The following is a 13,917-nucleotide window of genomic DNA, read 5'->3' as shown; positions in this document are numbered from 1 at the left end:
CTATTTCGTGCTGTCTGGAAACGCCGTCACGCTGGGCGGACCTCTCCGGTCGGCCACCCGCGGCCGGCGCCCCGGTCTGGGCGGTGCCGGAGGGGGCCCAGAGCCCAGGAAGCCGTCCAGGAGGTGAGGCAGCCGTGCGGTGCCGCCCCGAGGCGGGGAGATCTGTCGACTTAGCGACGAGATTCGGCCGAGTTTCACGCACCGTGGCGTCGTCGTTGCGGCGGGGCGAGAGGCTGTCCCTCCGTGCCGCTGACGTCGCGTCTCAGCCCGGCCGGCCGCCAGCCCGCCAGCCCGCACGGCCGGCTGACCGTGCCTCAACGCTCCGCCGGGCGCGGTAGATTTCCTGTTCGGACGGCCCTTGCGGTATTGGCGCCCAGGTCACCTGGGTATGCAGTCCTGTGCAGACCGATGCGCGTGAGCTTGTGGTGCCCTCCGGGCTGGCAAGTGGGCAGAGGTTTGCCGTGACGCCGAGTGCTGACGTTGCGCGGTAGCGCGGCTACAGATGGCGCATGTTCGATGTCCTCAAACCACCTTCTCTGTCACCGTAAATGGCTGATTGTAGTGAAATGGTGGTTGGGGCACCTCTTCCCCACTCGCACCACCCGCCCCTAACCTGGAGAGGAGCGCACATGCGAGAGGGAGTCACCGGAGGGGAAGCCGGTGTCCGACATGTGCGGAAGGTCAGGTGTGACATGGCTGCTGGTGAACGGCTTCTAAGCGAGGCCAAGTTCCTGACCGTGGCGGAAGTCGCCGCGGTGATGCGCGTCTCCAAGATGACGGTGTACCGACTGGTGCACGCTGGACATCTGCCTGCGATCCGGGTGGGAAGGTCCTTCCGGGTACCGGAGCAGGCCGTCCACGAGTACCTCCGAGAGTCCTTCGTCGGGGCCGAAAGCGCCTGACGGCAGGACGGATGACAGGGTTAAGGCGCCCTCGGTTCACTCGTCCCACCCGGTGCCCGGTAGTCTGGTGCCATGTAGGTCGTGTGGGCTCGGACGCCCCGCACCGAGTAATCGAAGTAAGCGAGGGTAGTCGTGGGCTCTGTCATCAAGAAGCGGCGGAAGCGGATGGCGAAGAAGAAGCACCGTAAGCTGCTGAAGCGCACTCGCGTCCAGCGCCGCAACAAGAAGTGACTGAGCGGCACTGACCGGCCCTCCCGTCCGCGTGGCGGGAGGGCCGTCGTATCGGTGCCGCATGGGGGTAGCGTGGGGAGGACCGTTCTCGTCACCGGCGCCGCCCGCCAGCTGGGAGGGCGGTTCGCGCGCCACCTCGGGCGGGCGCCCGAGGCGAGCCGCGTCGTGGCCGTGGACACCCGGCGTCCCGCGTCCCCGCTGCGGGGCGCGGAGTTCGTGCGCGCCGACATCCGCGGCCCGGACCTCCTCGGCCTGCTGGTGGAGTACGGCGTGGACACGGTCGTCCACCTGGACGTGCACGGCACCCCGGCGGCGCCGGGTGCCGGACGGGCCGCGGTCAAGGAGAGGAACGTCCTCGGCACGCTGCAACTGCTCGGCGCCTGCCAGCGGCTGCCCGGCCTGCGCCGCGTGGTGGTGCGCTCCAGCACGCGGATCTACGGCGGGTCCGCCCGCGGCCCCGCCGTGTTCGGCGAGGACGCGCCGCCCGCGTCCCCCGCGAGCGGCTTCACCCGGGATCTCGCCGAAATCGAGGAGTACGTCCGCGGTTTCGCCCGCCGCCGGCCCGACGTGGCCGTGACGGTGCTGCGCTTCGCCGACGTGCTCTCGCCCGCCGCGGGCTCGTTCCTCGCCTCCTACTTCCGGCTGCCCGTGCTGCCGACCGTGCTCGGCTACGACCCGCGGCTCCAGGTCGTGCACGAGGACGACGCCCTGGACGTGCTGCTGCGGGCCGTGCGGGAGGAGGGCCCGGGGGCCGTGCCGGACGGCACGTTCAATGTCGCCGCAGCGGGCGTGCTGACGCTCTCGCAGGCGGCCCGGCGGCTGGGGAGGCCGACGGTGCCCGTGCCGGGCCGGCTGGCGCCCTGGCTGGGCTCGGGCCTCGCCGCCCTGCGGCTGCCGGGCGTCTCCGCCGAGCAGCTGCGGTCGCTGACGCACGGGCGGGTGGTGCGGACCGACCGGCTGCGTGAGGTCATGGGCGGGCCGCTGGAGTACACCACGGCCGAGACGTTCGCCGACTTCGCTGCGGCCGTCGGGGCCGGCCCGCTGCCGCCCGAGGCGGTCTCCCGCGCCGTGGACCGTCTCGAGAGGCTGGTGCGCCGTGGCTGACGCCAAGGTCATACCGTTCGAGGATCCGCGCCCGCACGGCCGGGACGGCGGTGGGGATGGCGGTGGGGACAGCCAGGGCTTGCCGCGGCAGCGGGCGGTACGGCCCGGGGCGCCGCAGCCGACGGGGCGGGGCGGGCCCGCGCCCCGCGAGGACGAAGGGCTGGACCAGGCCCTGGCGCGCGTCCTGGCGTTCCTGCGGCGGCGTCTCACCGGCGAGTACGACGTCGACGACTTCGGCTACGACCCCGAGCTGACCGACGAGGTGCTGCTGCGGCTGCTGCGGCCGGTCTTCGAGAAGTACTTCCGGGTCGAGGTGCGCGGCATCGACAACATACCGGCGACGGGCGGTGCGCTGATCGTCGCGAACCACTCGGGGACGCTGCCGTGGGACGCGCTGATGCTCCAGGTCGCGGTGCGGGACCGGCACCCGGCCCGCCGCCATCTGCGCATGCTGGCCGCCGACCTGGTGTTCCGGCTGCCGGTCGTGGGCGAGCTGGCGCGCAAGGCGGGGCACACGCTGGCGTGCGCGCAGGACGCGCGGGAGCTGCTGGAGCGCGGCGAACTCGTCGGCGTCATGCCGGAGGGCTTCAAGGGCATCGGGAAGCCGTTCTCGCAGCGGTACCGGCTTCAGCGCTTCGGGCGCGGTGGCTTCGTGGCGACGGCGCTGCGGGCGGGCGTGCCGATCGTGCCGTGCTCGATCGTGGGGGCGGAGGAGATCTACCCGATGATCGCCAACTCGCGGGTGCTGGCGCGGCTGCTGGGGCTGCCGTACTTCCCGATCACGCCGACGTTCCCGCTGCTGGGGGCGCTGGGGGCGGTGCCGCTGCCGACCAAGTGGACGATCGAGTTCGCTGAGCCCGTCGAGACGGCGGGGCAGCCGCCGGAGGCGGCGGAAGACCCCGTGCTGATGTTCCAGCTCACCGACCAGGTGCGGGAGACCATCCAGCACACGCTGTACAAGCTGCTGGTCTCCCGCCGGTCGGTCTTCTTTTAAACGACCCGCAGCGAAGGCGGCCGCCCGGCCCGGGGCCGGGCGGCGGTCACTGGTCCGTGCCGGAGCCGTCGAGCCCGAGGCCGGGGAGCAGCTCCTCGACGAGGGGCGGGATGGTGATCTCCGGCTGGGGGAGCGAGGTCCCCGGCGGGGCCGTCTCCGCGTCGGCGGCGCCGCCGGACGGCTGGTCGCTCGCCGGGGGGTCGAGCAGCCCGGTGCCGCCGAGCAGGCCCTCGTCGTCCTCGCTGGGTGCGGGGCTGGCCGGGCCGGGGGCCGTGCCGCTCGGGGCTTGCGGCTGGTCCTCGTCCGGCGAGGCCGGCTCGGCGGGCTCGGGGCTGTCGCCCGGGGTCCGGGGGCGCTCGCCAGCCGTGTCGTCCGACGAGGCGGACGTGCGCGGCTCGGTGGGCAGCAGTGGCGCGAGCGGGGCGATCTCGTCCTCTATGGCGTCGAAGACCTCGGTCACCTGGGCGCCGACGTCGACCAGCTCCGGCGGCAGCTGGTCGCGCAGCCGCGACCAGGCCTCGCGGTGGTTGACAGAGAAGACCGAGAGCGACTCCAGCGGTGCCATGGAGCCGTCCGCCTCGTGCGCCTGGGTAAGCAGGCGGTGCCCCTCGGCGGCGTCGTCCCGCATGCTCGCCAGGGCGGCGCGGATGTCGTCGAGGTCTTCCTCGGCGAGCTGGCCCGACCTGCCGCGTTCCATGAGGCGGCGGGCCTCGTTGAGCCGCGTGGCGGCGTGGTCGAGGTAGAGCCTGCCCCGGTCGGCGTCACCGCTGGCGAAGTCGAGGCGCAGGTCCTCCATGCCTCGCTTGATGCCGTAGAGGGTGTCGCCGGGCAGGGCGTCGGAGCTGGCGGCGGCGATGCCGCCGAGCGCACCGGCCGCCACGCCCACGGTCAGGCCGCTCGCGGCGAGGCCCTTGCTCAGGCGGGACCGGGGCCGCAGCCGGTTGAGCGCGTTCGCCGGGGTGGCGCGGTGTGCCCCCCGGCCGGGTCTGTGCCGCCGCTGCTCGGGCACCCGCAGGGCGCCGGGAGCGGCGGCCTCCATGGCGGCGACGAGCCGTGCGCGCTGCTCGGCCTTGGCGTCCGCGCTGAGCGACGGCCGGGGCAGGGCGGCCAGGCGGCGCGCCACCGCGGCCAGGGCCGCCTGACCGCCCTCGGCCGCCGCGGCGCTGGACCCGGCGGCGGGTGCGGCCGGGGCGGCCGCACCCGCCGGGGTGGCCGTGGTGTCCGCGGTGTCCGCCTCTTCCCCGCCGGGCACGCCAGGCCGCTGCTCCTCCAGCCGGGTGTCGTCGAGGAGCTGGGCGAAGGCGTTGGCCCGGCGGCTCGTGGGCACGGATCCGATCACGGGCGGCACCTCCTCTCATCAGCACGATGGACTTCCCGGTACGGACCGCTGGTTTCCGATCCTGGCCGCTCTTCATGCGGATGAGTGAGGAGACGACCGGGCTCTTGACCGTAGGAAGCCTGCGACCTCGACAACGAGTGGGCAGGCACTCGGGTTACGGCTGGCTGATTATGTGACTGATTTGCGGCGGTCGCGTGCGGACGGTCACCGGGCGTCGTCCGGGAGGAGACGGGCCAGGGTGCGCACGGCGCGGTACTGGAGCGTCTTGATCGCGCCCTCGTTCTTGCCCATCACGCGGGCCGTCTCCGCCACGGACAGCCCCTGGAGGAACCGGAGCGTGACGCATTCCTGCTGCTGGGGGTTGAGCTTGCGGACGGCTTCCAGGAGGGCGGAATTGGCCAGGGATTCCAGCACGGACTCCTCCGGGCTCCGCTCGACCTCGTTGGCGTCCAGCATCTCCCCGGTGGTGACCTCAAGACGGAAGCGGCTCGACTTGAAGTGATCGGCGACCAGGTTGCGGGCGATGGTGACCAGCCATGCCCCGAAGTCCCGGCCCTGCCAGGTGAACGTGCCGATGCGGCGGAGCGCCCGCAGGAAGGTCTCGCTGGTGAGGTCCTCGGCCGTGGCCCGGCCGCCGACCCGGTAGTAGATGTACCGGTAGACGGTGTCGGAGTAGTGGTCGTACAGGCGGCCGAATGCCTCGGCTTCTCCGCTCTGGGCGCGCTCGACGAGGTCCATCATGCGGCGGCTGTCGCTGGTGGCGGACGACGACGAGCGGGCGGCGGAGGACCCGGCGGCGCCGGAGCGGGCTCGTCTGCCCACCGCCGAGCCACGCGTGGTGGTGCCGTCGGCGAGGGTGTAGGCAGGGGCTGCGGGGACAGGTGCGGCGAGGGTGGGGGCTGCGGCGTACGCGGTGGGGACGAGGGTGCGCAGGCCGTCGGAGACGGTCGTGCGCAGCGTAGCCAGGCCCGAGGCGTCAACCCCGACGTGTGGGTACACGGGACTCCCAGAGGCAGAGCTTCCAACACGTGCAGTGGCGGGCCCTTCGTCCGTCACCTGGCTGGAGACGGGGGGACCGTGAATCGCGTCTGAGGAGAATAACGCTTCGTGCTGAGAGTGCTACGCGTAGTTGCGGAAATTGCCGATTCGGTTTGATCGGTTACGCGTTGTGTTCGTCGCGCCAGGCTTACGCCAGGGGGTAAGCGATCGCCAAGCGATCGGATATGTCTATGTTTTGACCGAGTGGCGTCGGAAGGGCTCTGACGAGGCGCGGCGCGTCTGAGTGACGCCTCGGTGGGGTAACGGATGCTGAATGGTCAGCGGCGGCGGCGGTGCAGCGCCAGGGCGGCCGCGGCGCCGCCGACGAGGGCCCCGGCCCCGGCAGCGGCGGGAACCCCGATGCGGGCCGCCCGCCGGCCGGTGCGGTAGTCGCGCAGCCGCCAGCCGTGCTTCTTGGCGTGCGCCCGCAGCGCAGAGTCGGGATTGATCGCGTACGGGTAGCCGACCAGCGACAGCATCGGGATGTCATTGGCCGAGTCGCTGTAGGCGGCGCACAGCGACAGATCCAGCCCCTCGGCCTCCGCCAGCGCGCGCACCGCGACCGCCTTGGCCGGGCCGTGCAGCACCTCGCCCACCAGGCGGCCGGTGTACACGCCGTCGACCGACTCGGCGACCGTGCCCAGGGCGCCGGTCAGCCCCAGCCGGCGGGCGATGATCGTCGCCATCTCCACCGGGGCGGCCGTCACCAGCCACACCCGCTGCCCGGCGTCCAGGTGCGCCTGGGCGAGCGCGCGGGTGCCCGGCCAGATGCGCTTGGCGAGGTACTCGTCGTAGATCTCCTCGCCCATGGCCATCAGCTCGCTGACCCGGTGGCCCCGCACGATCGACAGGGCGCTGTCGCGCACCTCGTGCATGTGGCCGCGGTGTTCAACGCCCGCGAGGCGGAAGTACGCCTGCTGCCAGGCGAAGCGTGCCAGCTCCCGCTTGCTGAAGAACTTCCGCTTGTACAGTCCGCGCCCGAAGTGGAACAGGGCGGCGCCCTGCATCACCGTGTTGTCCAGATCGAAGAACGCGGCCGCCCTGGGCTCGCCGGGCGCCGGGAACTCCGGCTCCGGCTCGGCCTGCTGCCGCGCCGCCTCGGCGCTGGCACGGCCCGCCAGCTCCTGCTCGGGAGCCGCCGCCGCGGCGCGTCCGCGCCGGGTGAGGCGGCCCAGGCGGGAGCCCGCCGCGAGCGGATTTCTGGCGCTTGCCATGGCGTCGAGCATAGTCACGGGTGTGGACAAGCGGTTGCGCGGGCATGTCCCCGCGATGGCCGTGCGCGGCACAATGAGGGCTATGAGACCGCTGACGCGTCTGGCCCGCCGCGGCAAGAAGCCCTCCGAGCGACTGGTGACCCTGATCGGCAAGCCCGGCTGTCATCTGTGCGATGACGCCAGGGCGGTCGTCCGTGAGGTGTGCGAGCGGACGGGCGCGTCCTTCGAGGAGAAGGACATCACCCAGGACGAGGAGCTGTTCCGGGCGTATGCCGAGCAGATCCCGGTGGTGCTCGTCGACGGCGAGCAGCACGATTTCTGGCGGGTCGACCGGGGGCGGCTTCTGCGCGCTTTGGGGGCGTGAGCAGGTTTCGATTACCATTCGAGTCGTTTTGCCGCGCAGAGGTGGGAACGTAAGGAGTGTGGCCGGGTGTCCTCGTGGGCGAATGTGGCACCGGTCACTGTGGCCGGACAAAGCGGACAGTATCTTTGTGCACGCGTTCACAAAGACATAGCCTGGGCGGGACAGAGCGGTCGCGGCGCACGGATCTGGCGCCGCGTGGCGCACGGCCGCTCTCCACTTGGCTCGACCGGCAGGAGCACCGTGGCAACTGGCCGAAACCACCGACCGGCGACCCGTAGCCGGGGAATTCCCGAGGCGACTGTCGCCCGGCTTCCGCTGTACCTGCGGGCGCTCACGGCGCTGTCGGAACGCTCGGTCCCCACAGTTTCCTCGGAGGAACTGGCCAGCGCCGCGGGCGTGAACTCCGCGAAGCTCCGCAAGGACTTCTCCTACCTGGGGAGCTACGGCACCCGGGGCGTCGGTTACGACGTCGAGTATCTCGTGTACCAGATCTCGCGTGAACTCGGGCTCACCCAGGACTGGCCCGTGGTGATCGTCGGCATCGGTAACCTCGGCGCCGCGCTCGCGAACTACGGCGGCTTCGCCTCCCGGGGCTTCCGCGTCGCCGCGCTGATCGACGCCGACGCGAGCATGACCGGCAAGCAGGTCGCGGGGATCGCGGTGCAGCACGTGGACGACCTGGAGACCATCATCCGCGAGAACGACGTGTCCATCGGTGTGATCACGACGCCGGGCGGCGCGGCCCAGCAGGTCTGCGACCGGCTCGTCGCCGCCGGGGTCACGTCCATCCTGAACTTCGCCCCGACCGTGCTGTCGGTGCCTGAGGGCGTCGACGTGCGCAAGGTCGACCTGTCGATCGAACTCCAGATCCTGGCGTTCCACGAGCAGCGCAAGGCGGCCGACGCGCTGGCCCGCGGGGTGGCGGAAGGCGCGCCGGGCGATGGCCCGGGCAAGGGCCGCGGCGTCGCCGGGGCGCGGGAGTCCTCCGCCCCGACGTCTGCGTCTTCTGCGTCGCCGTCTTCGTCGTCGTCTTCGTCTTCATCTTCATCGTCGTCGTCTGCGTCGAGGCCGCCCTCGTCGTCGAAGAGCGGCGAGGACGGTCCGGAAGACGGTGTCCCGGCGGTGATGCCCGCATGACTCTTCTCGTTGTCGGCGTGAGTCACCGCAGCGCGCCGGTCAGCCTGCTGGAGCGCGTCGCGCTGCCGCCCGAGGGGCGCGCCGCGCTCCTGCATGACGCTGTCGCGTCCGGGCCGGTGACCGCCGCCGCCGTGCTGTCCACGTGCAACCGCACCGAGCTGTACGCGGACGCCGAGTCGTTCCACGACGGCCTGGCCGCGCTGTCCGGGCTGCTGACCGCGCGCACCGGCGTCGCCCGCGAGGAGCTGGCGCCGTACCTGTACGCGCACGCCGGGGAGCGTGCCGCCGAGCACCTGTTCAATGTCGCCTGCGGCCTGGACTCGATGGTCGTGGGCGAGGGCCAGATCCTCGGCCAGGTCAAGGAGGCGCTGGCGCTGGCGCAGGACGAGCAGACGGCGGGGCGGCTGCTGAACGAGCTGTTCCAGCAGGCGCTGCGCGTCGGCAAGCGGGCGCACAGCGAGACCGGCATCGACCGGGCCGGGCAGTCGCTGGTCACCTTCGGTCTGGAGCGGCTCGCCGCGCGGATGCGCGACGGCGGCGCCGCTGACGCGCCGGGCGCCGGATGGCTGCGCGGTAAGCGCGCGCTGGTCATCGGGGCCGGTTCGATGTCGTCGCTGGCCGCGTCGGTGCTTGCCAGGGCCGGTGTGGCCGAACTGGTGATCGCTAACCGGACGCTGGAGCGCGCGGAGCGGCTCGCGACGGCGCTCGACGGCTCGGGCGAGGCGGCCGCGCCCCGCGCCCGCGCCGTGCCGATCAACGCGATCTCCGTCGCCGCCGAGCTGGCGCTGGCCGATGTCGTGCTGTCCTGCACCGGCTCGCCCGGCGTGATGCTGGGCGCGGACGCCGTCGCTTCCGCGTTGCGGGAGCGCGCGAGCCTGGGCCGCAGGCCCCGGCCGCTGGCCATGCTCGACCTGGCCATGCCGCGCGATGTGGACGCGGCCGTGCATGGCCTGTCCGGCGTGCGGCTGGTAGATATCGAGTCGCTCGCCGAGGCGTCGGCCGACGCGCCGATGGCGGCGGACGTGGAGGCGGTGCGGCAGATCGTGGCCGAGGAGGTCGCGGTCTTCGAGGCGGCCCAGCAGGCCGCGCAGATCGCGCCGACCGTCGTCGCGCTGCGCTCGATGGCCTCGGAGGTCGTCGCGAGCGAGCTGGCGCGGCTGCACGGCAGGCTGCCGGACCTGGGCGAGCGGGAGCGCGCGGAGATCACGCGCACCGTGCGGCGGGTGGTGGACAAGCTGCTGCACGCGCCGACCGTCCGGGTCAAGGAGCTGGCGGGGGAGCCGGGCGGGGCCGACTACGCGGCGGCGCTGCGTGAGCTGTTCGACCTGGACGCGCGCTCCGGGCCGGCGCCCGCGGCCTCCGCCGCGGCGCCCTCGCCCCGGCGGTCCGAACCGGGTACGGCCAGCACGGCTACCGCGGCCAGCACGGCCAGTACGACAACCAGTACAGCTACGACGACCAGTACCACCACGGCGGCCCCGGCCGCCCCCCGCACGTCGGAACAGGAGTCCTCATGAACGCCCCGCGCCCCCTGCGTCTTGGAACCCGGCGCAGTCAGCTCGCGGTGGCGCAGTCCTCGGGCGTCGCGGAGCAGGTGAGGCGGCTGACCGGCCGCGAGGTCGAGCTGGTCGAGATCACCACCTACGGCGACGTCTCCCGTGAGGAGCTGGCGCGCATCGGCGGCACTGGCGTGTTCGTCTCCGCGCTGCGCGACGCCCTGCTCGCCGGGGAGATCGACTTCGCCGTCCACTCGCTGAAGGACCTGCCGACCCAGCAGCCACCGAATCTGACGCTTGCCGCCGTGCCGCGCCGCGCCGACGTGCGCGACGCGCTCATCGCGCGCGGCGGCGTGACGTTCGAACGCCTGGCGACCGCGCCGGGGCGCGCCCGCGTGGGCACCGGTTCGCCGCGCCGCATGGCGCAGCTGAACGCCTGGGCGCGCGCTCTTGGTTGCGAGATCGACACGGTCCCGATCCGGGGGAATGTTGACACCCGGATCGGGTACGTGCGTGCTGGCGAGCTTGACGCTGTCGTGCTCGCCTCAGCCGGGCTGCACCGAATCGGGCGGGAAGCGGAGGTGTCCGAGTTCCTGCCGCCCGACCTCGTTCTGCCCGCCCCCGGCCAGGGGGCACTGGCGGTCGAGTGCGCCGCACACGCGCGTGACCTCGCCGCCCAGCTCGCCGGGCTCGACGACCCGCACACCCGGGTCGCCGTGACCGCCGAGCGAACCCTGCTCGCCGCGCTGGAGGCCGGTTGCAGCGCACCTGTCGGTGCCGTGGCCGACCTGCTCGACGACGGGCAGGGTGCCACCGAATTGCGCCTGCGCGGCGTCGTCGGCACCACCGACGGCGCCACGCTGGTGCAGCTGTCCACCACCGGCCACGTTCCGGCGTCACTCCGGGAGGCGCTGGCCCAGGCGGAGCACCTGGGCCGCACGCTCGCGGAGGAGATGCTCGCTAAGGGCGCGGCCGGTCTGATGGGGGAGCGAGCACTTTGAGCCCCACCACCGCACGCACAACGCGCGCCCGTCCCGCGGGCGCGACAGCTGGCACCGCCGGACACGTCACCTTCCTCGGCGCCGGACCCGGAGACCCCGGCCTGCTGACCTTGCGCGCCGTCCAGGCTTTGGGGCAGGCCGACGTCCTGGTCGCCGACCAGGAGGTCTACGACGTGGTGCGCGAGCACCTGCGTCCCGGCACGGTGACCCCCTTGCAGCGCGCTCACGACGAGCACGACGAGGGGGACGGGGAGTCGTCCGCCGGATCCGACGACCCAGCAGATCTTGTCATGCGGGCCGCGCGCGGCGGCAAGCGGGTGGTCCGTGCCGTCGCTGGTGACCCTGGGATGGACACGGACGCCACCGCCGACATGCTGGCGCTGGCCGCCGAGGGCATCACGTTCGAGGTGGTGCCCGGTGTCGCGCAGGCCGTCGGCGTCGCCGCCTATGCGGGCGTGCCGCTGCGCGACTCCGAGGGTGCCGACGTGCGGTTCGTCGACGCCGCCACGGCCGACGAGCGCTGCTGGACGGAGATCGGGGCGAGCGACGCGACCGTCGTCATGTCCCTGAAGCTGGAGGACACCGCCGCGACGGCCTCCCGCCTGGTCGCCAGCGGGCGCAAGCCGGACACGCCGGTGTCGGTGACCATCAGCGGCACCACGACGCGGCAGCGGACCTGGTCCGCGACGCTCGGCACGATCGAGCGGACCCTGAAGTCCGCCAAGGTGCTGCCGACGCCGGACGCCGCCAAGCCGGCGATAGCGGTCGTCGGCGAGCGCAGCGCGCCCGCGCACCGGGAACAGCTGGCGTGGTTCGAGTCCAAGCCGCTGTTCGGCTGGAAGGTGCTGGTGCCGCGCACCAAGGAGCAGGCCGCGTCGCTGTCGGAGCAGCTGCGCTCCTACGGCGCGGTGCCGAGTGAGGTGCCGACGATCGCGGTCGAGCCGCCGCGCACGCCGCAGCAGATGGACCGGGCCGTCAAGGGCCTGGTGACCGGCAGGTACGAGTGGATTGCGTTCACCTCGGTCAACGCGGTGAAGGCGATCCGGGAGAAGTTCGAGGAGTACGGCCTCGACGCGCGGGCGTTCGCCGGGATCAAGGTGGCCGCCGTCGGGGAGCAGACCGCCAAGGCGCTGGTGGCGTTCGGCGTGCGGCCCGACCTGGTGCCGAGCGGCGAGCAGTCGGCCGCCGGGCTGCTGGCGGACTGGCCGCCGTACGACCCGGTCTTCGACCCGATCGACCGGGTGTTCCTGCCGCGCGCCGACATCGCCACGGAGACGCTGTCCGCCGGCCTGGTCGAGCTGGGCTGGGAGGTGGACGACGTGACCGCGTACCGGACGGTGCGGGCCTCGCCGCCGCCGGCCGCGACGCGGGAGGCCATCAAGGGCGGCGGCTTCGACGCCGTGCTGTTCACCTCCTCGTCCACGGTGCGGAACCTCGTCGGCATCGCCGGCAAGCCGCACCACGTGACGGTGATCGCCTGCATCGGCCCGGCGACCGCGCGGACTGCTGAGGAGCACGGGCTGCGCGTGGACGTGATGGCGCCGGAGCCGTCGGTGCACCGGCTGGCCGAGGCGCTGGCGCAGTTCGGCGCCGAGCGGCGGGCCGCGGCGCTGGAGGCGGGCGAGGTGCTGAAGCGGCCCAGCGAGAAGCGGGCCCAGCGCAGGAGGGCACGGACGACGTCATGACCGAGGGGCGGCTGGGCGGCGGCGTGCCGCCCTTCCCCGCGGCGCGGCCGCGGCGGCTGCGGACGACGGCGGCGATGCGGCGCATGGTCGCGGAGCACCGGCTGCACCCGGCGGACCTGGTGCTGCCCGCGTTCGTGCGGGAGGGCATCAGCGAGCCGGTGCCGCTGGGGTCCATGCCGGGCGTGGTGCAGCACACGCTGGACTCGGTGCGCGCGGCCGCCGCCGAGGCGGCCGAGGCCGGGGTCGCGGGCATCATGCTGTTCGGCGTGCCCGAGGAGGAGAAGAAGGACGGTGCCGGCACGCCCGGCACCGATCCGGACGGCATCCTGCAGCGGGCGCTGCGCGCGGTGCGGGCCGAGACCGGCGACGCGCTGGTGGTGATGTCGGACGTGTGCCTGGACGAGGTCACCGACCACGGCCACTGCGGGGTGCTGGACGCCGAGGGCCGCGTGGACAACGACGCGACGCTGGAGCGGTACGCGGAGATGGCCGTGGTCCAGGCCGAGGCCGGGGCGCACGTGCTGGCGCCCAGCGGCATGATGGACGGCCAGGTGGCGCGGATCCGGCGGGCGCTGGAGGAGGCGGGCCACCGGGACACGGCGGTGCTGGCGTACACCGCGAAGTACGCGTCGGCGTTCTACGGCCCGTTCCGCGAGGCGGTGAACTCCTCGCTGCGCGGCGACCGCAAGACGTACCAGCAGGACCCGCCGAACGCGCGGGAGGCGCTGCGGGAGCTGGCGCTCGACCTGGCCGAGGGCGCCGACATGGTGATGGTCAAGCCGGGGCTGCCGTACCTGGACGTGCTGCGGTCGGTGGCGGACGCGTCGGACGTGCCGGTGGCCGCGTACCAGATCTCCGGCGAGTACGCGATGGTCGAGGCCGCCGCCGAGCGCGGCTGGATCGAGCGGGAGCGGGCCATCGACGAGACGCTGCTGGCATTCAAGCGGGCCGGGGCCGACCTGGTGCTGACGTACTGGGCGACCGAGGTGGCCCAGCGGCTGCGGCGGGCGTGAGCGCCGGGTGACCACCCTCCGCTCGGTCGCCCTGTTCGCGCTGGCGGCGCTCTGCGAGATCGGCGGGGCGTGGCTGGTGTGGCAGGGGGTGCGGGAGCACCGGGGCTGGGCGTGGATGGGCGCCGGGGTGCTGGCGCTCGGGGTGTACGGCTTCGTGGCGACGCTCCAGCCGGACTCGCACTTCGGGCGGGTGCTCGCGGCGTACGGCGGGGTGTTCGTCGCCGGGTCGCTGGTCTGGGCGATGGCGCTCGACGGGTTCCGCCCGGACCGGTGGGACGTGCTGGGGGCGCTGATCTGCCTGGCGGGCGTCGCCGTCATCATGTACGTGCCGCGCTGAACGAGCGTGGGAAGGTACGTACAGCCGCGGGACAAGCGTCAAGATTCGCTGAGACGGCGCCA

At 73.1% G+C, this 13,917-nt stretch carries 14 protein-coding genes; 11 read left to right on the top strand and 3 right to left on the bottom strand.

Going from position 1 to position 13,917, the window contains the following annotated elements; all coding sequences use genetic code 11:
• The first annotated feature begins 692 nt into the window (after positions 1–692).
• From JK356_RS20335 to JK356_RS20320, 4 genes are all read left to right on the top strand, one after another.
• Positions 693–902, top strand: a complete 210-nt coding sequence (locus JK356_RS20335; protein WP_093841768.1) for a helix-turn-helix domain-containing protein — start codon at positions 693–695, stop codon at positions 900–902.
• 132 nt (positions 903–1,034) lie between these two features.
• Positions 1,035–1,133, top strand: a complete 99-nt coding sequence (locus tag JK356_RS20330; RefSeq protein ID WP_003948845.1) for a 30S ribosomal protein bS22 — start codon at positions 1,035–1,037, stop codon at positions 1,131–1,133.
• Positions 1,134–1,205: 72 nt separating this feature from the next.
• Positions 1,206–2,237: an NAD-dependent epimerase/dehydratase family protein gene (locus JK356_RS20325; protein WP_201870125.1), complete on the top strand. Its 1,032-nt coding sequence runs from the start codon at positions 1,206–1,208 to the stop codon at positions 2,235–2,237.
• The gene (locus JK356_RS20320; RefSeq protein ID WP_201870124.1) at positions 2,230–3,231 is read left to right on the top strand and encodes a lysophospholipid acyltransferase family protein; all 1,002 of its coding nucleotides are present in this window, start codon (positions 2,230–2,232) and stop codon (positions 3,229–3,231) included. The genes JK356_RS20325 and JK356_RS20320 overlap by 8 nt, the downstream gene beginning before the upstream one ends.
• Positions 3,232–3,277: 46 nt before the next feature.
• On the opposite strand, the gene JK356_RS20315 is transcribed toward JK356_RS20320, so the two are convergent.
• From JK356_RS20315 to JK356_RS20305, 3 genes are all read right to left on the bottom strand, one after another.
• Complete coding sequence (locus tag JK356_RS20315) at positions 3,278–4,570, bottom strand: DUF5667 domain-containing protein (protein WP_201870123.1); 1,293 nt, start codon at positions 4,568–4,570, stop codon at positions 3,278–3,280.
• 204 nt (positions 4,571–4,774) lie between these two features.
• Positions 4,775–5,569, bottom strand: coding sequence for an ECF subfamily RNA polymerase sigma factor, BldN family (locus JK356_RS20310; RefSeq protein WP_201870122.1), 795 nt, complete (start codon positions 5,567–5,569; stop codon positions 4,775–4,777).
• Positions 5,570–5,886: 317 nt separating this feature from the next.
• Positions 5,887–6,822 carry an HAD family phosphatase gene (locus JK356_RS20305; RefSeq protein ID WP_201870121.1) on the bottom strand — a complete coding sequence of 312 codons (936 nt, stop codon included), beginning with the start codon at positions 6,820–6,822 and terminating at the stop codon, positions 5,887–5,889.
• Between the two features lie 82 nt (positions 6,823–6,904).
• On the opposite strand from JK356_RS20305, the gene JK356_RS20300 reads away from it, so the two are divergent.
• The 7 genes from JK356_RS20300 (at position 6,905) to JK356_RS20270 (ending at position 13,855) form a co-directional block, all read left to right on the top strand.
• Complete coding sequence (locus JK356_RS20300; RefSeq protein WP_201870120.1) at positions 6,905–7,186, top strand: glutaredoxin family protein; 282 nt, start codon at positions 6,905–6,907, stop codon at positions 7,184–7,186.
• Positions 7,187–7,426: 240 nt separating this feature from the next.
• Positions 7,427–8,323: a redox-sensing transcriptional repressor Rex gene (locus JK356_RS20295; protein ID WP_201870119.1), complete on the top strand. Its 897-nt coding sequence runs from the start codon at positions 7,427–7,429 to the stop codon at positions 8,321–8,323.
• The gene (locus JK356_RS20290; RefSeq protein WP_201870118.1) at positions 8,320–9,840 is read left to right on the top strand and encodes a glutamyl-tRNA reductase; all 1,521 of its coding nucleotides are present in this window, start codon (positions 8,320–8,322) and stop codon (positions 9,838–9,840) included. Before JK356_RS20295 ends, JK356_RS20290 begins: the two co-directional genes overlap by 4 nt.
• A complete protein-coding gene (hemC, locus tag JK356_RS20285) occupies positions 9,837–10,820 on the top strand; it encodes a hydroxymethylbilane synthase (protein WP_201870117.1) in 984 nt (327 codons plus the stop codon). The genes JK356_RS20290 and hemC overlap by 4 nt, the downstream gene beginning before the upstream one ends.
• A complete protein-coding gene (locus tag JK356_RS20280) occupies positions 10,817–12,505 on the top strand; it encodes a bifunctional uroporphyrinogen-III C-methyltransferase/uroporphyrinogen-III synthase (protein WP_201870116.1) in 1,689 nt (562 codons plus the stop codon). Before hemC ends, JK356_RS20280 begins: the two co-directional genes overlap by 4 nt.
• Entirely contained in the window at positions 12,502–13,518 is a 1,017-nt protein-coding gene (gene hemB, locus JK356_RS20275; RefSeq protein WP_201870115.1) for a porphobilinogen synthase, read from the top strand. Before JK356_RS20280 ends, hemB begins: the two co-directional genes overlap by 4 nt.
• Before the next feature lie 7 nt (positions 13,519–13,525).
• Positions 13,526–13,855 carry a YnfA family protein gene (locus JK356_RS20270; protein WP_201870114.1) on the top strand — a complete coding sequence of 110 codons (330 nt, stop codon included), beginning with the start codon at positions 13,526–13,528 and terminating at the stop codon, positions 13,853–13,855.
• Positions 13,856–13,917 lie beyond the last annotated feature (62 nt).

The sequence above is a fragment of the Streptomyces sp. 7-21 genome (assembly GCF_016741785.1).
Lineage (GTDB): Bacteria > Actinomycetota > Actinomycetes > Streptomycetales > Streptomycetaceae > Streptomyces.
The sequence above is the reverse complement of the archived record's forward strand: the minus strand, read 5'-3'. Positions and strand labels throughout refer to the sequence as shown.

Excerpts from the sequence above, each read along its gene's own strand:
- JK356_RS20290 (WP_201870118.1), top strand. The coding sequence starts at position 8,320 with ATGACTCTTCTCGTTGTCGGCGTGAGTCACCGCAGCGCGCCGGTCAGC.
- JK356_RS20300 (WP_201870120.1), top strand. The coding sequence starts at position 6,905 with ATGAGACCGCTGACGCGTCTGGCCCGCCGCGGCAAGAAGCCCTCCGAG.
- hemC (WP_201870117.1), top strand. The coding sequence starts at position 9,837 with ATGAACGCCCCGCGCCCCCTGCGTCTTGGAACCCGGCGCAGTCAGCTC.
- hemB (WP_201870115.1), top strand. The coding sequence starts at position 12,502 with ATGACCGAGGGGCGGCTGGGCGGCGGCGTGCCGCCCTTCCCCGCGGCG.
- JK356_RS20305 (WP_201870121.1), bottom strand. The coding sequence starts at position 6,822 with ATGGCAAGCGCCAGAAATCCGCTCGCGGCGGGCTCCCGCCTGGGCCGC.
- JK356_RS20335 (WP_093841768.1), top strand. The coding sequence starts at position 693 with ATGGCTGCTGGTGAACGGCTTCTAAGCGAGGCCAAGTTCCTGACCGTG.